Origin of the sequence: Streptomyces sp. NPDC021115 (assembly GCF_044333065.1) — a bacterium.
Lineage (GTDB): Bacteria > Actinomycetota > Actinomycetes > Streptomycetales > Streptomycetaceae > Streptomyces.
The window spans coordinates 80,897-101,369 of the sequence record NZ_JBIRQF010000026.1 but is presented as its reverse complement, the minus strand read 5'-3'; the positions used below and the strand labels follow the sequence as shown (position 1 = coordinate 101,369).

The window sequence follows — 20,473 nt, the reverse complement described above, 5'->3', positions numbered from 1 at the left end:
CGACGTTCTGTGGGCAATGCTGCGTGACAAGAGGTTCTTCACCTCCGCCCCGCCGGTCACGCAGGCGGCTTGACACGATCATTGAGATTCTCCTTACGTCATGGGGGTGGTCAGGAGGTGGCGGGGATGGTGACGGCGGCGCCGCTGTTCCGGGAGGACTCGACGACGGCCCGGATGATCTCCATGGTCCGCAGCCCGTCGGCGAAGGTGGCGCAGGCCGGAAGCGGGTCGCTGACGCCCGCGACCTGGTCGAGGAAGGCGCGCGCCTGGTAGGTGAACATCTCCGCGTTGCCGCCGCCCACGCCCGGCGCCTCCATCGGGTAGCCGCCCTTGAAGTACGGCATCTGCGGCCCGGCGATGATGTGGCGCGCACCTCGCGTACGGGCGTCCGGCTGGGCGTCGTCGAAGAGGTACTCGGCGGGCCTGTGCTGGTCGAACGCGGCCCGGCCGCCCAGCCCCAGGATGTCGAAGCCGAGGCCGTTGGGCAGGCCGAAGGCGGTGCGCGACAGCGAGAAGGTGCCCACGAGACCGGACTCGAAGCGCGCGGTGAAGGACGCGGTGTCCTCGTTCTCGACCTCGCCGAACTCGTCCGAGACGGGGGCGGCGTTGTGGCCGACGACCGCGCCCAGCGGCAGCGGGCGCTTGGGGATCTGCGTCGAGAGCGAGGCGCCGGAGACCGCGGCGATCGGACCGGCGATGTACTCGGCGGTGTCGATCACGTGGGCGCCGACGTCCCCGAGCGCGCCGGAGCCGGGGCCGCCCTTGAAGCGCCAGCTCAGCGGGCCGTTGGGGTCGGTGGCGTAGTCACACCAGTAGCGGCCGCTGAACAGCGTGAGGTCGCCCAGCTCACCGCGCTGGACGTGGTCGCGGACCGCGGAGATGGCGGGAGAGCGCCGGAAGGTGTAGCCGACGGCCGTCACGACGTCGGCGGTGCGCTCCAGTTCGGCCATCGCACGGGCGTCCTCGAGCGATCCGGCCAGGGGCTTCTCGCACAGGACGTGCTTGCCCGCGGCGACCAGGGCCTCGGCGATCGGGCGGTGCAGATCGTTGCCGACGACGATGCTGACCGCGTCGATCGTCGGGTCCTCGGCCACCGCCTCCCAGCTGGGGAGCGCCTTCTCGTAGCCGTACCGGCGGGCGGCGTCCTCGCCGAGTGCGACGTTGGCGTCGGCTATGGCGGCCAGCCGGACCGGCGGCAGGCCGGCCGCGAAGACCGTGTTGACGTTGCGGTAACCGGCGGCGTGGGTGCGGCCGGCCATGCCGGCTCCGATGACGGCGACGGAAAGGGGCTTGCCGGACGTGGCCATGGGTGTGCCTTTCAGCGTGTGGGGGTGGTCGGGTCGACGTGGAGTGGCGGTTCGGTGGTCAGGCGGACTGGCCGCGGAAGTGGGCCTCGATGGCTTCCATCGAGCGGCCACGCGTCTCGGGGACGGTGCGGAGGTAGTAGAAGATGGTGGCGGTGTTGACCGCCGCGAAGAGCAGGAACGTGGCGCCGCCGACCGCGGCGATCAGCGGCGGGAAGGCCAGGGTCACCACGAAGTTGGCCGACCAGGTGCCGAACACGGCCATGCCCATCGCGAAGCCGCGCAGCCGCAGCGGGAAGATCTCGGAAAGCATCAGCCAGAAGACGGTCGCGACGCAGCCCTGCATGAACAGCAGGAACATCAGCATGGACGCCAGGACCAGATAGCTGCGAGCTGCCGACTGGGGCAGGACCAGGAAGCAGAAGGCGATCAGGACCAGCGACACGGTGACGCCGATCTGTCCGGTCAGCAGCATCGGGCGTCGCCCGTACCGGCCCAGCAGCCACATGCCGGTGGAGACGGCGAGCACCGCGACGACACCGTTGGCGATGGTGGCCGTCAGCGCGGCCTGGGTGCCGAGCCCGGTGTCCAGCAGGATCGTGGGCGCGAAGTACATGATCGAGTTGACGCCGGTGAGCTGGGTCAGCGTGGCGAGCGCGAAGCCGAATACCACCAGGCGCCGCACCCACGGGGTGCGCAGATCGCCCCAGCTCGCCTTCGGTTCGTCGGCGTCCGCCATGACCCGCCGCTTGATCTCGGCGAACTCCGGCTCGACCACCTCCGGGTCGCGGATGAGGCCCAGGGTGCGGGCGGCGTCGTCGAAGCGGCCGCGGGAGGCGAGCCAGCGCGGGGACTCGGGCACGAACAGCATGCCGATCCACAGCAGCACGGCCGGGATGGTGGCCAGCGCGAGCATCCAGCGCCAGACGCCGCTTTCGCCCATGGTCTTCGCGATGACCGCGTTCGAGGTGTAGGCCAGGAGCTGGCCGGTCACGATCATCAGCTCGTTCTGGGTCACCAGGCGGCCGCGATGGACGGCGGGGGCCAGCTCGGCGATGAAGACCGGCACGGTGGCGGACGCGCCGCCGACGGCGAGCCCGAGCAGGATGCGGAACAGCACCATCACCACGAGGTCGGGCGCGAGCGCGGTGCCCAGGGCTCCGATGAAGAAGAGCACGGCGAGTCCGAGGATGGCCCGCTTGCGTCCGTAGCGGTCGGAGAGGCGTCCGCCGTACAGGGCGCCGAAGGCGGCACCCGCCACGAGGGAGGACGCGACGATCCCCTCGGTCAGGGGGTTGAGCCCGAGCCCGCCCTTCTCGGCCGAGAGGGCCATGAAGGGGAGCGCACCGGAGATGACGCCGGTGTCGTAGCCGAAGAGAAGTCCGCCGAACGTGGCGATGATGGTGATGACGCGCAGTCTCCGGTAGACCTCGGGCGAGGCGTGTTCCGTGACTGCGGTGCTCTGTGTGGGGGCCTGGGGCGTGTCGTCCCTGACGTCCATGGCCACCTCCTACGGGTAGGTGTGCGGGTGTGGGAAGCCAGTCGGGTCAAGGTCCTGCGTCAGTGGGATGTGGGGAAGGTGAATCCGGCCGTGACCTGCTGGGCGGGCTGCGGCCAGCGGCTGGTGACGACCTTGGGGCGGGTGTAGAAGCGGACGCCCTCGGGGCCGTGGATGGGTGAGTCGCCGATGAGCGAGTCCTTCCAGCCGCCGAAGGAGTAGTACGACATCGGCACGGGCACCGGCACGTTGACGCCGATCATGCCGACCTTGACCCGGCGCTGGAAGCGGCGGGCGGCCTCGCCTGAGCCGGTGAACAGGGCGGTGCCGTTGCCGTACGGGTTGGCGTTGATGAGGCCGATCGCCTCGTCGAGGCTGTCGACACGGACGACCGCGAGGACGGGTCCGAACAGCTCCTCCCGGTACGCGTCCATCTCGGCGGTGACGTGGTCGAGCAGGGACGGGCCGGTGAAGAAGCCCGCGGCGCAGTCGGGGTGGCCGTCGAGCTTCAGCCCGCGGCCGTCGACGACGACGGTGGCGCCCTGGGCGGCGGCGGTGCCCACCGCGTTCTCGACGCGCTCCCGCGCGGCCTGGGTGACCAGCGGTCCCATGTCGGTGCCGGGGGCGTCGCCGGGGCCGACCGTCACCTCGCGGGCCTTGCGCTCCAGGACCTCGACCAGCCCGTCGGCCGCCTCCCCCACCGCCACGGCCACCGAGACGGCCATGCAGCGCTCACCGGCGGAGCCGTAGGCGCCCGCCGTGAGGTGGTTGGCGGCGAACTCCAGGTCGGCGTCGGGTAGGACGACGGCGTGGTTCTTGGCGCCGCCGAGCGCCTGGACCCGCTTGCCGGTGCTGGTGGCGTGCTCGTGCACGTACTTGGCGATCGGGGTCGAGCCGACGAAGGAGACCGCCTCGATGCCGGAGTGGCCGAGGATCGCGTCGACCGCTTCCTTGTCCCCGTGGACGACGTTGAACACGCCGTCCGGCAGTCCGGCCCGCCGGTACAGCTCCGCCACGAAGTTCGCGGCCGACGGGTCGCGTTCGCTGGGCTTGAGGATGAAGGTGTTGCCGGTGGCGATGGCCACGGGGTGCATCCACAGCGGCACCATGGCCGGGAAGTTGAACGGGGTGATGCCCGCCACCACGCCCAGCGGCTGCCGGAAGTCGTGCACGTCCACGCCGCGCGAGACCTGGTCTGAGAAGCTGCCCTTGAGGACGTCGCCGAGACCGCAGGCGAACTCCACGACCTCCCGGCCGCGCACGATCTCGCCGCGCGCGTCGTCGATCGTCTTGCCGTGTTCGGCCGAGATGATCCGGCCCAGCTCCTCCTCGTGCTCCACGAGCAGCTGCCGGAAGGCGAACATCACCTGGGTGCGCAGGGAGAGCGAGGACTCCGACCACTCCTCGGCGGCCCGCGCGGCGGCGGTGACCGCGGCGTCGACGTCGGCGGAGCCGCCGAGGACGACCCGGGCCCGCTCCTGACCGGTGGCCGGGTTGAACACCGGCGCGGTGCGGGGGTCCGCGCCCGTGGCCGGGGATCCGTCGATCCAGTGCTGAATGGTCTTCACGAGATGTCCTTACAGGTAGTGCCGCTGAGCGAGCTTGTGGGCGGCATACGTCTCGTATGCGGCGCGGGTGGAGTCCAGGGCGGAGGTCTGGCTGACCGGCACGTCCCACCAGCCGTGGCCGGGCGGGTTCGGTCCGTAGAGGTCGGTCTCGACGTGCACCACGGTCGTGCGGACGGCGGCCTTGGCCTTCTCCATCGCGGTGCCGAATTCATCGACGGTGGTGGCGTGCAGGACGTCGGCGCCGAGGGAGGAGGCGTTGGTGGCGAGGTCGACGGGAAGTACATCGCCGTCCAGGAGGCCCGAATCGCCGTCGCGGAAGCGGTACTTGGTCCCGAACCGCTGGGAGCCGAGCGCCTCCGACAGCGACCCGATGGACGCGAACCCGTGGTTCTGGACGAGGACGATGATGACCTTCAGGCCCTCGCTGACCATGGTCGAGATCTCCTGGGCCATCATCAGATACGAGCCGTCGCCGACGAGGACGACCACCTCACGCGACGGGTCGGCCATCTTGGCGCCCAGTCCGGCGGCCACCTCGTAGCCCATGCAGGAGTACGCGTACTCGACGTGGTACGCCTTCGGGTCCCGGGCCCGCCACAGCTGCTGGAGGTCGCCGGGCATGGAGCCGGCGGCGTTGATGACCACGTCGCGGTCGTCGAGCGCCTGGTTGAGCGCGCCGAGGATCTCCGTCTGGGCGGGCCGGGGGCCGTGGCCGCGGTGGAAGCACTCCTCCTCGATCTCCCGGGTGCGGGCGATGAGGCGGCTGGTGCGCTCGCGGTGTTCCTGGTCGGTCTCCCAGCCCGTGAGCGCCGCGGACAGCGCCTCGATGCCGAGCCGGGCATCGGCCACCAGCGGCTCCGCCGAGTGCTTCACCGCATCGAGGCGCGCCACGTTGAGGTTGACGAACGTGACGTCCGGGTTGCCGAAGACGGTGTGGCTGGCGGTGGTGAAGTCGGAGTAGCGGGTGCCGATGCCGAGAACGACGTCGGCCTCCCTGGCCAGCTCGTTCGCCGCGTAGGAGCCGGTCGAGCCGAGGCCGCCGACCGCGCACGGGTGGTCCCAGGGCACCGCGCCCTTGCCCGCGTGGGTGTCCGCGACCGGGATGCCGGTGGCTTCGGCGAAGGCGCACAGCCGGGACCGGGCCTCGGAATAGACGACGCCGCCACCGGCCACGATCAGCGGCTTCCTGGCGCCGCGCAGCAGCCGTGCGGCCCGTTCGACGGCGGCCGGTTCCGGCAGCGGGCGGCCCACGTGCCAGACCCGGCGCCGGAAGAAGGACGCCGGCCAGTCGTAGCTCTCCGCCTGGACGTCCTGCGGCAGCGCGAGCGTGACGGCGCCGGTCTCCACCGGGTCGGTCAGCACCCGCATGGCGGCCAGGGCGGCCGGGATGAGCTGTTCCGGACGGGAGACGCGGTCGAAGTACTTGGACACCGACCGGAAGGTGTCGTTGACCGTGACGTCCCCGCCGCGGGTGTCCTCCAGTTGCTGGAGCACCGGGTCGGCCGCCCGGGTGGCGAACATGTCGCTGGGGAGCAGCAGCACCGGGATCCGGTTGGTCGTGGCGAGCGCGGCACCGGTGATCATGTTGGTGGAGCCGGGTCCGGTGGACGCCGTGCAGGCGAAGGTGGCCAGCCGGTCGCGCATCTTCGCGTACGCCACCGACGCGTGCACCATGCCCTGCTCGTTGCGCGCCAGGTAGTACGGCAGGTTCGCCTCCCGGGTGACGGCCGCCTGGAGCAGCGCCTGCCCGATCCCGGCGACGTTGCCGTGCCCGAAGATGCCCCATACGCCGGGGATCAGCCGCTGTTCCCGGCCGTCGCGCTCGCTGTACTGGTTCGCCAGGAAGCGGACCAGGGCCTGGGCCGTGGTGAGGCGAATGGTCGTGTCGGTCACAGCAGGCTCACCGCCCGGTCCACGGCGGTGGCGACGTCGCCGTCCGAGGGGTAGAGCAGGGACCGGCCCACGACCAGGCCCTGTGCGGTGGGCAGCTTGAGCGCCTTGCCCCAGGACGCGAACGCCGCGTCGGGGTCGGTGACTTCGCCGCCCAGCAGCAGCGCGGGCAGCGTCGAGGCGGACAGCACGCGCTCCATGTCGGCGACCACGGGCAGCTTGAGCCAGGTGTAGGCGGTGCGGCGGCCCAGACCGGAGGCGATGCTGACCGACTTGACGACGGCGTCGGTCGACAGGTCGTTGCGGATTCCGCCGTCCTGCCAGCCGCTGAGGAACGGCTCCACCAGCGCGATCAGCCGGCGGTCGTTCAGCTCGTCCACCGCGCGGGCGGTGTTCTCCAGTGCCGACGGGGTCGCGGGGTCGTCCAGGGCGATGCGGGTGAGCATCTTGCCGCCGTCGAAGCCCATCGCGGCGATGGTCTCGGCGTCGTAGCCGGTGAACCGGTCGTCGATCTCGAAGGCCGAGCCGGCGAGCCCGGCGCGGTTCATGGAGCCGAAGACGCTCTTGCCGTCGAGGACGCCGAGCAGCAGCAGGTCCTCCAGGATGTCGGCGGTGGCCAGCACCCCGGTCACACCGGGCCGGTCCAGGGCCGTGCACAGCCGGTCCAGCAGCTCGAAGCGGTCGGCCATGGCGTTGGGGTCGCCGCCGACGCGGTTGGCGCCGCGCGCTGGATGGTCCGCGGCGATGATCATGGCCTTGCCGTGCTCGCCGAGCAGCGAGGTGGCCTTGACCCGTCGTGCGGCCGCGGCCGCGATGGCACCGGGATCGTTGACCCGGGACCCCACGATCCGGCTCACGTTGTCGGACAGCACGTCGTCACACCTTCCGCTGAGGGCCGGCGGCGGAGGCGGGGCCCGCGGAGCGCAGCTTCGCCTCCACCTCGGCCTCCGTGGGCATGGCATCGGAGCAGGCCAGACGGCCCGCCACGATGGCGCCCGCGGCGTTGGCGAAGGCGACCGTACGGCCGGTGTCCCATCCGGCCAGCAGGCCGTGGCAGAGCGCGCCGCCGAACGCGTCCCCCGCGCCGAGGCCGTTGACGACGTCCACCGGCACCGGCGGTATCTCGGCGGCCGAGCCGTCGCGGCCGACGGCCAGCACACCCTTGGGGCCCTGCTTCACCACCGCCAGCTCCACACCGGCGGCGAGCAGCGCCTTGGCGGCGGCGTACGGCTCGGTCTCGCCGGTCGCCACCTCGCACTCCTCGAGATTGCCGACGGCCACGGTGGTGTGTCGCAGGGCCTCGGCGTAGTACGTCCGCGCCTGGCGGGGGTCGTTCCAGAACATCGGCCGCCAGTCGAGGTCGAAGACCGTCGTCCCCGCCTTCGCCCGGTGGGCGAGCGCGGCGAGGGTGGCCGAACGGCTCGGCTCGTCGCACAGCCCCGTTCCGGTGACCCAGAAGATCCGGGCGTCGCGCACGGCGTCGAGGTCCAGTTCGTCGGGGCGGATGTCGAGGTCCGGGGCCTTGGGCAGCCGGTAGAAGTAGAGCGGGAAGTCGTCCGGCGGGAAGATCTCGCAGAAGGTCACCGGCGTCGGCGCGATGTCCGACGTCCCCACGTGGCGGGTGTCGACTCCGTACCCGGCGAGCGCGGTGCGGACGAAGTCCCCGAACGGATCACGGCCCGTCTTGGTGATCACGGCGGAGGGGTGGCCGTGGCGGGCGGCGGCGACGGCGACATTGCTCGGGCTGCCGCCGAGGTACTTGCCGAACGACGTGACCTCCGCCAGCCCCACGCCGGTCTGGAGCGGATACACATCCACTCCGACACGGCCCATGGTCAGCACTTCCAACGGCATAACGCGGTTTCCCTTCGGTTCTGCGGGCCCGGGGATGGCGGAGTTAAAGCGCTTTAAACGCGGCTTCTGCGAGTACGATGCCCTCGCGTAAATGTCATGTCAATAGGTTGTCACTACGGTGTTGCGCGACCTGGTGGCCACGACCCGTCAGGACCAGGTGGCCAGGTATTCGCCGATCGTCCGGCGCATGAAGACGGACGACTCCCTGGCCCGCTCCTCCCAGGCGAAGACGCAGGCCGTGAGGGTGCCGTCGAAGCCGTTCGCGCGCAGCTCGCGGAAGAGCTCACCGAAGTCGACCTCGCCCTGGCCGATGTCGAGGTGCTGGTGCACACGGGCCGGGGTCCCGGGCGGGTTGAGGATGTAGCGAAGGCCGGACGAGGCGGTGTGGTCCAGGGCGTCGGCCAGGTGGACATGGGTGAGGAGGTCCCCCGCGTACCGGATGATGCCGGGCGCGTCGTCGCCGATGTGGAAGGTGTGCGGCGCGCAGTACAGGAAGCCGACGTTGGGGTGGTTGATGCCCCGGATCAGGTTGACGGCGTCGTAGCCGTTCTCGACGAAGTCGTCCGGATGCGGCTCCAGCGCGAGGCGGATGCCCTCCCGCTCCAGCAGCGGCAGCAGGTCGTCCATGGACTTCCAGAACTGGGCCTCACTGCGGTCCGGGTCCTCGGGGCGCCCGTTGAACTCGGACACCATGCTGTCCACGCCGAGATCGGCGGTGATCTGGATGGCGCGTTTCCAGTAGCGGACGGCGGCCTGCCGCGCGTCCTCGTCCGGCCCCGACCAGCGGAACAGGGGCAGGACGGAGGAGATCCCGACGCCCGCCGCGTCCAGCGCCTTGCGGAAGGCGGCCACGGTGGCATCGTCGACACGCGGGTGGCGGAAGAAGGGGATGAAGTCCTCCCGCGGGGAGAGCTCGATCCACTCGTAGCCCAACTCGGCTATCACGGCGGGCAGTTCGAGGAGCGGGATGTCGCGGAGCATGTAGGGATCAAGGGAGATCTTCATGGGGGAATGCCTCCGGGTCGTGGGGAGACGGCACGGCGGTGGGCGCCGTGAGGTCCGCCGCTTCGGGGAGCCGGTCCACGTCGACACCGTGGACCGGCGCCAACTCATGTTTGAGCGCGGCAAGTTCGGCGCCGCCGGCCATGTGGTTGGTCAGCTCTTCGAGACCGACCTCGCTGCGGTCGGCGCTGAGTTCGAGGGTGCCGAGACGCAGCACGCTGAAGTGATCGCCGACCATGTAGGCGTGGTGCGGGTTGTGAGTGATGAAGATGACGCCGAGGCCGCGGGCGCGGGCGGCGGCGATGTACTTCAGCACCACGCCGGACTGCTTCACCCCGAGGGCCGCTGTCGGCTCGTCCAGGATCAGCGCGCGGGCGCCGAAGTAGACGGCGCGGGCGATCGCCACGCACTGGCGCTGGCCGCCCGAGAGGGTGCCGATGGGCTGTTCCAGATCGTCCAGGACGATGCCCATGTCGCGCAGCTCTTCGTCTGCGGTCTTCTTCATCTTCTCGATGCTGAGGCGGCGCAGCGGCCAGGGTCCCTTCGTCATCTCGGAGCCGAGGAAGAAGTTGCGCCACACCGGCATGAGCGGCACGGTCGCCAGGTCCTGGTAGACGGTGGCGATGCCCTTGTCGAGGGCCTCGCGGGGGGTGGTGAAGCGCACCTTCGCGCCGTCCACGAGGAATTCACCCTCGGTGTGCTGGTGCAGTCCGGAGATGATTTTGATGAGGGTGGACTTGCCCGCGCCGTTGTCGCCGAGGACGCAGGTCACCCGGCCGGGGCGGACGGTGAGGTCGACGCCGTGCAGGGCGCGGACGTTGCCGTAGGACTTGCCCGCCCCGCGCAGTTCGACGATGGCGGCGCCGTCCCCGGGCGCGGCGTCCGCGAGGGCCGTGTGGGTGGCGTTGGTGGTGGTCATGGGGTCACCTCCGGGTCGCCGTGCGGCGGACCCACAGATTGATCAGGGCGGCGCCGAGCAGCATCACGCCGAGGAACGCCTTGAACCAGTCGGGGTTCCAGCCGGCGTAGACGATGCCCTGCTGGACCATGCCGAACATGAAGGCGCCGAAGACGGGACCGATCGCGGAGCCGTAGCCACCGGTCAGCAGACAGCCGCCGATCACCGCCGCGGCGATGTAGATGAATTCCTGGCCCACGCCCTCGCCGGACTGCACGGTGTTGAACGAGAACAGGTTGTGCATGCCGACGAACCAGGCGCCGAAGCCGACCAGCATGAACAGCGAGATCTTGGTGAAGGTCACCGGGACGCCGACCGCGCGGGCCGATTCCTTGTTGCCGCCGACGGCGAAGATCCAGTTGCCGTACTTGGTGCGGAGCAGCACCCAGGTGGCCAGGGCCGCGAAGACCAGCCACCATACGACGGTGATCTTCACCTGGGCGCCGCCGACGTCGAACGAGGAGGCGAACAGCGCCTTGGCCTGGTCGAACCCCTCCATGGTGCTGATGTCGTCGGTCGACACATTGCCGGTGACCAGCTTGGTGACCGCGAGGTTCACGCCCTGGAGGATCAGGAAGGTGCCGAGGGTGACCAGGAAGCTCGGCAGACCGGTCCTGACCAGCATCCAGCCGTTGAACATGCCGACCGCCAGCGACACCACCAGGGCGATGATCACGCCCGACCACACGTTCAGCGTCAGCTGGTAGCTGAGCATGCTCGCGGTGAGCGCCGAGGTGATCACGGCGACGCCGGACGACAGGTCGAACTCGCCGCCGATCATCAGGAGCGCCACCGGCAGCGCCATGATGCCGATCGTCGACGACTGGTACAGGATGTTGGCCATCGACCCGGCGTCGCGGACCGGTGGCGCCGCGACGAGGAAGAACACGAAAACGGCGACGGCGCCGAGGAAGACCCCGACCTCCGGCTGGGCCAGCAGCCTGAACACCAGGGAGCGCCGCGTGGTCCGGCCGTCGGTCGGCTTCGAGCCGGGAGCCGGTGGCGTGGTCACCGCGGGGGCCGCCTGCTGGGCCATGCTCATCACCGGTTGCCCTTCGCGGCGAACTTCGCGACGGTGTCGACGTTGGACTTGTCCACGAAGGCCGGGCCGGTCAGCACGGGCTCTTCACCGCCGCCGCTGTAGTTGCCGTTGTTCTTGTAGAGCCACAGCGAGTCCACCGCCAAGTAGCCCTGGAGATAGGGCTGTTGGTCCACGGCGAACTGGACACTGCCCTTCTCGATGGCGGAGATGAGGTCCTTGTTGAGGTCGAAGGTCGCCACCTTCGCCCTGCTGCCCGCCTCGGACGCCGCCTGCGCGGCGGTGAGCGCGAACGGGGCGCCGAGCGTGACCACCTCGTCGATGGACTTGTCCTGCGAGAGCTTGGCGTTGATGGTCGACTTCACCGACGGCATGTCGGTGCCGTTGACATAGAGGATGTCGGTCTTGCCGTGGAAGGTCTTCTTCACTCCGGCGCAGCGCTCTTCGAGGTTGACGTCGCCCTGGGCCTGGATGACGCACAGGGCGTGCTTGGCGCCGGTGGTGTTGATCTTGCTGCCGAGTGCCTGCCCTGAGACGGATTCGTCCTGGCCGAAGAACGACAGCAGACCCTGCTTCTTCCAGACGGACAGCCCGGCGTTGAAGCCGACGACCGGGATACCGGTCTTCTCGGCCTTGGCCACCACGGCCTTCAGGGCGTCCGGCTTGGCCAGGGTGACGGCGATGCCGTCGACCTTCTGGTCGATGGCGTTCTGCACCAGGTTGGCCTGGTCGCCCGCGTTCTCGTCGCTGGAGTAGATGAGCTTGACGTTGTCCTTGGCGGCGGCGGCCAGGGCGCCCTTGCGGATGGTGTCCCAGAAGGTGTCGCCCGCGGGCGCGTGGGTGACCATCGCGATCCTCATCCGGGGAGTGGACGCCTTGCCCGCGGACACGTTGTCGCCCGCCTCCTGGGCCTTCTTCCCGCCGGAGCTGCTGGAACAGCCCGCGAGGACCAGGGCGGCCGAGGCGGCCACGGCCACGACGGGGACGGCTCTTCGGGAGCGGGAACGGGAACGGGTACGGGAAACGCGGTTCATGGCGCGCACCTCACTGTGCAGCTGGAAGGGGGACGGGAGGGAGAGCGGACGGAAGCCGGGCGCACGGCCGTGTGGTGCCGTATGCGCGAACCCGCTTCGCCGGGACGACCAGATGTGACCGGGACCGGCCAAGAGCGATTAAAGCGCTTTAAGTGCTGGTACTATCGACTCGTTTCGAGAGCGTGTCAAGGGCGTTGTGCGAGGAGATCGCCGGCCGGGAGGTACAGGTGGACGATGCCGATTCCGAGCGCCGCCAGAACGGCGCGAACAAACGCCCCCGACTCGAGGACGTGGCGGCCCGCGTAGGTGTGTCCACCGCGTCCGTCTCCCTGGTGCTGCGCGGTGTGTCCGGCCCCAGCGAGCGCACCCGGCAGCGCGTCCTGAAGGCCGCGGCCGAGCTGGGCTACCAGGCGGACCGCACCGCCAGCCTGCTCGCCAGCAGGCGCACCCGGCTGCTCGGCGTGATGGTCGACGTGCACAGCCCGTACCACGCCGAAGTGGTCGACTTTCTGCACACGGCCGCCGAGGAGGTCGGCTACGACCTCGTCCTCAGCACCCTGACCCGGACCCGCGACGAGCACACCGCCGTCGAGACCCTGCTGGCCTTCCGCAGCGAAGCCCTGATCCTCCTCGGCCCGACCTCCCCCGCCGACACGCTCGCCTCGCTCGACCGCAAGGCCCCGGTGATCGTCGTCGGCCGCCGGATCACCGACGAGCAGCTGGACGTGGTCCGCACCGCGGACGACGACGGGGTCGGCCAGACAGTCGACCATCTGGTGGGGCTCGGCCACCGCGCCATCACCTATGTCGACGGCGGCAAGGGCGTCATCGCCACCGACCGGCGCCGCGGCTACCGCACCGCCATGCGCCGCCACGGCCTGGACGCCCACATCACGGTCCTGCGCGGCGACAACACCGAGGCGGCCGGCGAGCGCGCCGCCCGCCACCTGCTCGACGGCGCCACCCTGCCCACCGCCGTGGTCGCCTTCAACGACCAGTGCGCCATCGGTGTCCTGGCCGCCCTCTCCCGCGCCGGTGTCGCCGTCCCCGGCGAGGTGTCCGTGGCCGGATACGACGACGACACCCTCTCCCGGCTGAGCTGCTTCAACCTGACCACGGTCAGCCAGAACGCCGAGCAGCAGGCCCGGCACGCGGTGACCGCCGCCGTCGAACGCCTCGACCAGGGCCGCACCGCCTTCCGCGAGGTCGTCCTGAGCCCGCAACTCGTCGTCCGCGGCACGGTGGCCGAGCCCGCCTGACCCGCTCGCCACAGCTCGTCACAGAACGAGGGACTCCCCACGCGCCCTGCGCAGGGAGTCCCTCATCGCCACTCGGCAGAGCGCCTCAGATCAGGACTGGGGGCGGCTACCGTGGTTGGCACCGTTCTTACGACGGGCCTTCTTCTTGCGACGTCGCTTCGACGACATGTCGCCCTCCTTCCAACGATGCTCTACCTGTGCCGATCACATCGATGTTTCACGCGGTGATCATGGCGCGCGTACCCACCTCGCACCACGTCACCCCTCATTTCATTGTGAAGCACCTCACGCCACGGTCGCGCGATGGCCTAGCTTGCTAGGATGCTAGCATCGCCTGTGTGGGCGATGAGGACGTCAAGCAGTTCAACGTGTACCTGCCGATCGGGCTGATCAAGCAGGTCAAGTACCGCGCCATCGAGTCGGGCTCGTCGTTGTCGGCGCTGGTCGCCGACGCGCTGCGCGCCTATCTCGACGACGCCGATGGGTCCGGACAGCAATCGACCGAGCAGGAGAGCTGACATGGCAACCGAAGGCATCGAGGCCGTGTTCCTCACGACGCACAACTGGGGCAAGGCGGCGAAGTTCTTCCAGACACTCGGCTACGAGCTGGAGTTCGCGACGGACCACAACTCCGGCCAGCTCCGCAACGGCGACGGGCCCTATGTGTTCATCGCCGAGGTCCCCGAGGACCAGGAGCCCGAGACGCGGATGGTGCTGAAGGTTGCCGACGCGGACGCGTTCCAGCCCGATCCGGCCGCCGTCGAGGTGGTCACGCCATTCGAGGACACGCATTACGGGACCAGGGAGATGACCGTCCGCGACCCCGACGGGCGGCTGTGGAGCCTCCAGGCTCCCGCCGGGAAATGATCCGCGGCGAAGGGTGAGGACACCATGACGGACGAGCAGATCGAGGCGCCGGACAGCACCGCGGCGCGGACGGCCCTGTGGCGGGCCATGCATGTCCAGGTGGACGCGCTACCGCATGTGGTCGAGGACGAGATCGGGCTGCGACTGGTGGCGCCCGGTGAGGGGTGGCGGGAGCGGCCGGACATGGATCCGGACGCCACCAGCGGCTTCCGGGCGGCCATGGTGGCCCGGGCGCGGTTCATCGAGGATCTGATCGCGGAGCAGGCCGGGCGCGGCGTCGGCCAGTACGTCATCCTGGGTGCGGGCCTGGACACCTTCGCCCAGCGCAGGCCGGAGATCGCCTCCCGGCTGCGGACCTTCGAGGTGGACCAGCCCGGCCCCCAGGCGTGGAAGCGCCGACGGCTCACCGAACTCGGCTATGGCATCCCGGAGTGGCTGCGTCTGGTGCCGTTCGACTTCGAAGCGGGCGGGTCCTGGCTGGAGCGGCTGACCGCTGCCGGGTTCGATCCCGGGCAGCCCGCGGTCATCGTGTCCACCGGCGTCAGCATGTACCTCACCGAGGACGCCACCACCGCCACCCTGCGCCGGATCGCCGGGCTCGCTCCCGGGTCGACGTTCGCCATGACGTTTCTGCTGCCGGTCGAACTCGTCGACGACGCCGACCGGCCCGGGCTCCGGGCGAGCGCGGAGGGCGCCCGGGCGTCCGGGACGCCGTTCCTCAGCTTCTACACCCCGCGGGAGATGCTGGCCCTGGCCCGCGAGGCCGGTTTCCGGGACGCCCGCCATGTGTCGGGGGCCTCGCATGCCGCGCGCTACTTCGCCGACCGCGCCGATGGCCTGCGTCCATCAAGCGGAGAAGACCTGCTGGTGGCCACCACCTGACCTCCCGAATCCAGCTGGCACACCCGGGCGCAGGGACACCACGCAGCTCAGGGGCCCGTCATCCATGACGGGCCCCTTTCGCGTGTGCCGCCACCACAAACTTCGCGGCGCCTTATTGACGCTCCCGGAACGCCACACCTAGCGTGCTCGACGCAAATTGACAATCTGCATTCCAGGCGAGGACTGTCAGGAGGGCGCGACTCCATGCGCGTCATCGTGATCGGGACCGGTGTCGTCGGTTCGGCCAGCGCGTACCGCCTGGCCAGAAGCGGTTGCGAGGTGGTGGTCCTGGAGGCCCGGGGCGCGGGGTCGGCCGCCTCCCACGGCAACGCGGCCAAGATCGCCCTCGCCGAGAGCGGCCCCGTCCCGGCCCCGGGCGTCGTGTTCCAGTCGCTGCGGTGGATGCTGAAGCCGGACAGCCCGCTGTACATCAGGCCCTCGCTCGCTCCGTCCTTCGTGAGGTTCATTCTGGGCATGGCCGCGCACTGCACCGACCGGGCCTTCCGCAGCGGGCTGGAGACCCATCTGCGGCTGGCCGAGGGCACCGTGGACCTCCTCGACGGCTGGGCCGAGGACGGCATCGGCTTCGAGATGCACCGGGCCGGTGTGCTGCTCGCCTTCGAGAGCCGGAAGCGCTACGAGGAGCAACTGGGCGCGCTCGATGTCTTCGAGCGGTTCGGCACGGTCCCGGAGCGGCTGCACGGGGACGCCGTCCGCGTACGGGAGCCCGCGCTGTCCCACCGGATCCGCCACGGCCTGTACTTCCCCGACGACCGCCAGGTGGAGCCGGACTCCCTCACCCGTGGACTGGTGCGGCGCTGCCGGGATTTGGGGGTGACGATCCACGAACACACCCCGGTACGGCGCGTCCTGCGGCGCGGCGACGGAGTGACGGGTGTGCTGACCGACAAGGGCGAGTTCACCGGGGACGCGCTGCTGCTGGCCGCCGGGGTGTGGACCGGGCGGGTGTCCCGGCAACTGGGCGTTCCCCTGCCGACCCGGCCGGGCAAGGGCTACAGCGTCGACTACTCCCCCGCCCCCGTCGACCTGCGCACCTCGCTCACGCTGGAGGACGCCCGGGTCGCCGTGACACCGCTGAACGGAATGGTGCGACTACTGGCCGGGACGATGGAGTTCGGCGGCCTGGACGAGCGGATCCGGCCCCGTCGTATCGCCGCCATCAAGCGCGCCGCAGCCGAGGCGCTCCCCGGCTGGGGCAGCCCCACGGGAGAGGCGGCGCCCTGGGCGGGGCTGCGGCCGATGACCCCCGACGGCCTGCCGGTCATCGGGCGGCTCGACCCGCTGGAGAACGTCTACGTCGCCTCCGGCCGCGGAATGCTGGGGCTCACCCTGGCCCCCGCGACCGCGGAGATCATCACTGAGGCCATCACCCGGCGGCGCACTCCCCCGGTGGCGGAAACCGTCTCCCCCGGCCGTTTCACCCGTGGATGACGCCACCACCCCCGCCCGACCGGGCGAGGATGGGCACGTCGGGGCGGACACCCGCCGTCAGCACAGAGCAAGGGGTATTCACATGGCTCAGCCGGACGCACCGTCGGCAGCAGGCTCCGCGAACCGGGCGCTGCGGCCGGTCAGCGGCGGCACCCGCAAGGAGGAGGTCGTCGAGGCGATCCGCCGCGCGCTGCTGGCCGGGGAACTCGCCCCGGGCCAGCGGGTGAAGGAGGTCGAGCTGGCCGCCGTGCTGAACGTGAGCAGGCCGACCCTGCGGGAGGCCCTGCACGCCCTCATCCACGAGGGAGCCCTGGTCCAGGAGCCGTACAAGGGGATCCGGGTCGCGGAGACCAGCCCCGAGGTGCTGCTCGACCTCGCGGACGTCCGGGTGTCCCTGGAGACCATGGCCGCGCTCCGGCTGGCCGAGGACCCCCGGGGCGCGGGGGTGGCGGCTCTGCGGCAGGCCCTGGACGACCACGAGGCCGCCGTGCGGCGGGCGGATCCGGTGGCGGCCGACCTCACCCATCTGGAGTTCCACCGCACGCTGTGGCTGGCGTCGGGCAACGCGATGCTGACCAAGATCTGGCCGCTGGTCGCCGCCCAGATCCGGATGGCCATGACGGTCGACCAGCTCACCCGTGACGATCCCCAGCGCGACCTCGAACTGCACCGGCGGCTGGTCGAGGTCATCGAATCCGGCGACGCGACACGCATCCGCGCCGAAGTGGACCTGCACATCCGGTCGAGTGCGGAAGAACTCGTCCACCTCATGCGAGACCCCCAGCAGTCCCCCGAGAAGTCCCCCCAGAAATTCGAGAGTTGAGGAGATTCCATGAATGCCCCGCAGTTCACCGGCGTCCTCGCCGCCGTCGTCACACCGCTGACCGCGGACGGAACGGCCGTGGACGCCGAGGGTGTCGGGCGCCAGGCCGAGCACATCATCTCCGGTGGCATCGGCGGTCTCGTACCCGGCGGCAGCACGGGTGAGTTCACCACCCTGAGCACCGCGGAGCGCAAGCACGTGACCGAGCTGTACGTCGAGGCCGCCGCGGGGCGGGTCCCGGTCGTCGCGGGCACCGGTGCGCTGAGCACCGCCGAGACTGGCCGACGCCTATGCCCCCGCGCCGCTGGCCAGGGTCAACAGGTACGGCATCCCGTGGGTCTCCCTGATCACCGCGCTCGTCGTGAGCGCGCTGTTCCTGCTGCCCTTCCCCAGCTGGTACCAGCTGGTGTCCGTCGTCTCCGCCGGGCTGGTGCTCAGCTATCTCATGGGCAGCGCCATCCTGCCCGTGCTGCGCCGCACCGCGCCGGACCTCCGCGGCACATGGTGGCTGCCCGCCTATCGCGTGTGGGCGCCCACCGAGTACGCCGCCGGGCTGTTCATCGTCTACGCCGCCGGTTTCTCCTCGCTCGTCCAGCTGCTCATCATCACCCTCGCGGGACTCGCCGTGTACGGGGCCTACACCTCGGTGCGCAGCGGCTGGGTCCGCCGGGGCACGGGACGGGCCCTGTCCGCCCTCTTTCTGGTGGCGTGGATCGTCATCACCGCGCGCGGAGGCTGGTTCATGCACGTCAGCGGGGTGCAGCGGCCGGGCAGCTGGGCCTTCCCCTGGTACATGGGGGCCATGGTGGCGAGCGTCGCGCTGTTCCTCGCCGCGCTGAGAGCGGCGAGCACTCGACCGCGCGCTCGCGGAGGTCCGTCCCGCCACCTCCCCCGAACCGCCCGCGCCCGATGCGGTACATCCGCATTCGGGTGGGTAAGTGGCCTGGTGTGCGCTGGCTGAGCAACTTCCGGACAGCGATGGCGTTCGCCCTGGTGGGGCCGCTGATCGTTTCCTTGCTGCTGGTGCCGTTCCGTACCGCCTTTCCCCGGACCGACGCGGCTCTCGTGCTGGTGTCGGTGGTGGTGGCGGTTGCCGCCCTGGGCTACCGCAGCGCCGGAGTGGTGGCGGCCCTGTCGGCCACCGTGTGGTTCGGCTTCTTCCTGACCCGGCCGTGGGGCGCGGCGACCGTCACCAGCGCCCAGGAGGGCTGGACGGCCGCCCTGCTGCTCGTCATCGGACTCGCCGTCTCCGAGCTGGCGGTCCGTGCCCTCAGCCAGCGCGACCGGGCCCAGGCGGCACACGGCCGCCTCAAGCTGCTGCACGACGCCGGTACGGCCATCGGCGCCACCCTCGACGCGGAGCGGACCGCGCAGGAGCTGGCGCGGGTGGCGGTGGGCCGGTTCGCCGACTTCGTCACCGTCGATCTGGCGGTGTGCGTCCTGGCCGGGGAGGACGTGCCCTCGGGCGGCGCCACGCAGGTGCGCCGGGTGGCGCTGACCGGGGTCCGCTCCGGCCATCCGCTGCTCCCCGTGGACGGCCCGCCCAGGCTCGCCCTGTCCGACCCTCGGGCCCGCGGATCGCCGGTCGGCCACCCGAGGATCGAGCCCGACCTGCGGGCCTGTGTCGACTGGCAGACGCTGGTCCCCGAGCCCGCCGGGGCGGTGCTGGACTACGGCATGCGGTCGCTGATCACGGCCCCGCTGCGGGCGCGCGGCAGTGTGCTGGGGACGGTCGGCTTCTGGCGTACGCGGGACACCCGGCCCTTCACCGACACCGATCTGTCCGACGCCGGGGAACTGGCCGCCAAGGCCGCCACGGCCATCGACAACGCGCGCCGCTACACCCGTGAGCGGGCCACAGCGCTGGCACTCCAGCGCGCCCTGCTGCCGCGGCATCTGCCCGGGCAAACGGCCGTCAACGTGGCCTCCCGCTATCTGCCCGCGGATTCCCGGGCCGGAGTGGGCGGCGACTGGTTCGATGTGATCCCGCTCTCCGGCAGCCGCGTGGCGCTGGTCGTCGGGGATGTGGTCGGCCACGGCATCAACGCCTCCGCCACCATGGGGCGGCTGCGCACCGCCGTGCGCACCCTGGCCGATGTGGATCTGCCGCCCGACGAACTCCTCACCCACCTCGACGACCTGGTCGTCCATCTCACCGACGACGAGCGGGACACCAGCCCCGACGAGGACATGGACGCGGACACGGCGATCACCGGCGGGGTGGGGGCGACGTGTCTGTACGCGGTCTACGACCCGGTCTCCCGGCACTGCGCGATGGCCTCGGCCGGACACCCGCTGCCCGTCCTCGTCGCCCCCGGTGGCCGGGCCGATCTGGTGCTCGGCTTCACCGGCCCGCCCCTCGGCGTGGGCGGCCTCCCGTTCGAGACCACCGAGCTGGACCTGGCCCCGGGCAGTGTCCTCGCCCTGTACTCCGACGGTCTGGTGCGCTCCAGCGACCGCGACATCGACGTGGGGCTGACGAAGCTGTGCGACGCCCTGTCGGTGCCGGAGGTGTCACTGAACGCGGCCTGCGACACCATCCTGCGGGCGCTGGCGACCGACCGCCCGGCGGACGACATCACGCTGCTGCTCGCCCGTACCCACGCCCTGACCCCGGACCGGGTCGCCAGCTGGGACCTCGACGCCGATCCGGCCCTTGTGGTGCAGGCCCGGAAACTGGCCGTCGAACAGCTCGACGCCTGGGGGCTGTGGGATCTGGCGTTCATCACCGAGCTGCTGGTCAGCGAGCTGGTCACCAATGCCATCCGCTACGGCGCCACGCCGATCCGGCTGCGGCTGATCCGCGACCGCAAGCTGATCTGCGAGGTGTCCGACGCCAGCAGCACCACGCCCCATCTGCGCCGCACCCGTGTCTTCGACGAGGGCGGCCGCGGCCTGGTGCTCGTGGCCCAGCTCAGCCACAACTGGGGCACACGCCAGACCACCGCCGGGAAAACCATCTGGTGCGAGCAGAAGCTCCCGGCCTCCGACCAGGATTCCGGTCTTGCGCCTCATGGGAACGCGGCACCTCGCTTCTGACGCG

Annotated in this window: 19 protein-coding genes and 1 pseudogene; 9 read left to right on the top strand and 11 right to left on the bottom strand. The window is 70.8% G+C overall.

The annotated features are described in order from the left end of the window. Nucleotides 1–110: 110 nt before the first annotated feature. The 10 genes from ACH4TL_RS42135 to ACH4TL_RS42090 form a co-directional block, all read right to left on the bottom strand. Nucleotides 111–1,307 carry a Gfo/Idh/MocA family protein gene (locus ACH4TL_RS42135; RefSeq protein ID WP_398329496.1) on the bottom strand — a complete coding sequence of 399 codons (1,197 nt, stop codon included), beginning with the start codon at nt 1,305–1,307 and terminating at the stop codon, nt 111–113. A gap of 58 nt (nt 1,308–1,365) precedes the next feature. Continuing rightward, the gene (locus tag ACH4TL_RS42130) at nt 1,366–2,805 is read right to left on the bottom strand and encodes a sugar porter family MFS transporter (RefSeq protein ID WP_398329493.1); all 1,440 of its coding nucleotides are present in this window, start codon (nt 2,803–2,805) and stop codon (nt 1,366–1,368) included. Between the two features lie 59 nt (nt 2,806–2,864). Next, the gene (locus tag ACH4TL_RS42125) at nt 2,865–4,370 is read right to left on the bottom strand and encodes a CoA-acylating methylmalonate-semialdehyde dehydrogenase (protein WP_398329490.1); all 1,506 of its coding nucleotides are present in this window, start codon (nt 4,368–4,370) and stop codon (nt 2,865–2,867) included. 9 nt (nt 4,371–4,379) lie between these two features. Continuing rightward, complete coding sequence (iolD, locus tag ACH4TL_RS42120) at nt 4,380–6,263, bottom strand: 3D-(3,5/4)-trihydroxycyclohexane-1,2-dione acylhydrolase (decyclizing) (protein WP_398329487.1); 1,884 nt, start codon at nt 6,261–6,263, stop codon at nt 4,380–4,382. Further along, nucleotides 6,260–7,132: an aldolase gene (locus tag ACH4TL_RS42115; RefSeq protein WP_398329484.1), complete on the bottom strand. Its 873-nt coding sequence runs from the start codon at nt 7,130–7,132 to the stop codon at nt 6,260–6,262. Before ACH4TL_RS42115 ends, iolD begins: the two co-directional genes overlap by 4 nt. Nucleotides 7,133–7,136: 4 nt before the next feature. Beyond that, on the bottom strand, nt 7,137–8,114 hold the full coding sequence (gene iolC, locus ACH4TL_RS42110; protein WP_398329482.1) for a 5-dehydro-2-deoxygluconokinase: 978 nt from the start codon (nt 8,112–8,114) through the stop codon (nt 7,137–7,139). Nucleotides 8,115–8,261: 147 nt separating this feature from the next. Continuing rightward, a complete protein-coding gene (locus ACH4TL_RS42105; RefSeq protein WP_398329479.1) occupies nt 8,262–9,119 on the bottom strand; it encodes a sugar phosphate isomerase/epimerase family protein in 858 nt (285 codons plus the stop codon). Continuing rightward, the gene (locus ACH4TL_RS42100; RefSeq protein WP_398329476.1) at nt 9,103–10,035 is read right to left on the bottom strand and encodes an ATP-binding cassette domain-containing protein; all 933 of its coding nucleotides are present in this window, start codon (nt 10,033–10,035) and stop codon (nt 9,103–9,105) included. Before ACH4TL_RS42100 ends, ACH4TL_RS42105 begins: the two co-directional genes overlap by 17 nt. A 4-nt stretch (nt 10,036–10,039) precedes the next feature. After that, nucleotides 10,040–11,116 carry an ABC transporter permease gene (locus ACH4TL_RS42095; protein WP_398329473.1) on the bottom strand — a complete coding sequence of 359 codons (1,077 nt, stop codon included), beginning with the start codon at nt 11,114–11,116 and terminating at the stop codon, nt 10,040–10,042. Then, a complete protein-coding gene (locus ACH4TL_RS42090) occupies nt 11,116–12,147 on the bottom strand; it encodes a sugar ABC transporter substrate-binding protein (protein WP_398329470.1) in 1,032 nt (343 codons plus the stop codon). The genes ACH4TL_RS42095 and ACH4TL_RS42090 overlap by 1 nt, the downstream gene beginning before the upstream one ends. A gap of 227 nt (nt 12,148–12,374) precedes the next feature. Here ACH4TL_RS42090 and ACH4TL_RS42085 point away from each other — a divergent pair, with 227 nt between their 5' ends. Further along, nucleotides 12,375–13,406, top strand: coding sequence for a LacI family DNA-binding transcriptional regulator (locus ACH4TL_RS42085; protein WP_398329467.1), 1,032 nt, complete (start codon nt 12,375–12,377; stop codon nt 13,404–13,406). Between the two features lie 90 nt (nt 13,407–13,496). On the opposite strand, the gene ACH4TL_RS42080 is transcribed toward ACH4TL_RS42085, so the two are convergent. Next, nucleotides 13,497–13,574 carry a 50S ribosomal protein bL37 gene (locus ACH4TL_RS42080; protein ID WP_370443954.1) on the bottom strand — a complete coding sequence of 26 codons (78 nt, stop codon included), beginning with the start codon at nt 13,572–13,574 and terminating at the stop codon, nt 13,497–13,499. A 170-nt stretch (nt 13,575–13,744) separates the two neighbouring features. Between ACH4TL_RS42080 and ACH4TL_RS42075 the strand changes: the two genes are divergently transcribed. The 8 genes and pseudogenes from ACH4TL_RS42075 (at nt 13,745) to ACH4TL_RS42040 (ending at nt 20,469) form a co-directional block, all read left to right on the top strand. Then, entirely contained in the window at nt 13,745–13,924 is a 180-nt protein-coding gene (locus ACH4TL_RS42075) for a CopG family transcriptional regulator (RefSeq protein WP_398329464.1), read from the top strand. Nucleotide 13,925: 1 nt separating this feature from the next. Next, nucleotides 13,926–14,273 carry a VOC family protein gene (locus ACH4TL_RS42070; protein WP_398329461.1) on the top strand — a complete coding sequence of 116 codons (348 nt, stop codon included), beginning with the start codon at nt 13,926–13,928 and terminating at the stop codon, nt 14,271–14,273. 24 nt (nt 14,274–14,297) lie between these two features. Next, entirely contained in the window at nt 14,298–15,155 is an 858-nt protein-coding gene (locus tag ACH4TL_RS42065) for a class I SAM-dependent methyltransferase (protein ID WP_398329458.1), read from the top strand. Between the two features lie 204 nt (nt 15,156–15,359). Beyond that, the gene (locus tag ACH4TL_RS42060) at nt 15,360–16,607 is read left to right on the top strand and encodes an NAD(P)/FAD-dependent oxidoreductase (RefSeq protein ID WP_398329455.1); all 1,248 of its coding nucleotides are present in this window, start codon (nt 15,360–15,362) and stop codon (nt 16,605–16,607) included. 82 nt (nt 16,608–16,689) lie between these two features. Further along, nucleotides 16,690–17,430, top strand: a complete 741-nt coding sequence (locus ACH4TL_RS42055) for a GntR family transcriptional regulator (RefSeq protein ID WP_398329452.1) — start codon at nt 16,690–16,692, stop codon at nt 17,428–17,430. Between the two features lie 9 nt (nt 17,431–17,439). After that, a pseudogene (locus ACH4TL_RS42050) lies at nt 17,440–17,697 on the top strand (dihydrodipicolinate synthase family protein); the annotation flags it as partial. A 94-nt stretch (nt 17,698–17,791) separates the two neighbouring features. Beyond that, nucleotides 17,792–18,391: a hypothetical protein gene (locus ACH4TL_RS42045; RefSeq protein ID WP_398329512.1), complete on the top strand. Its 600-nt coding sequence runs from the start codon at nt 17,792–17,794 to the stop codon at nt 18,389–18,391. After that, nucleotides 18,361–20,469: a SpoIIE family protein phosphatase gene (locus tag ACH4TL_RS42040; RefSeq protein ID WP_398329509.1), complete on the top strand. Its 2,109-nt coding sequence runs from the start codon at nt 18,361–18,363 to the stop codon at nt 20,467–20,469. The genes ACH4TL_RS42045 and ACH4TL_RS42040 overlap by 31 nt, the downstream gene beginning before the upstream one ends. The last annotated feature ends 4 nt before the right edge of the window (nt 20,470–20,473 follow it).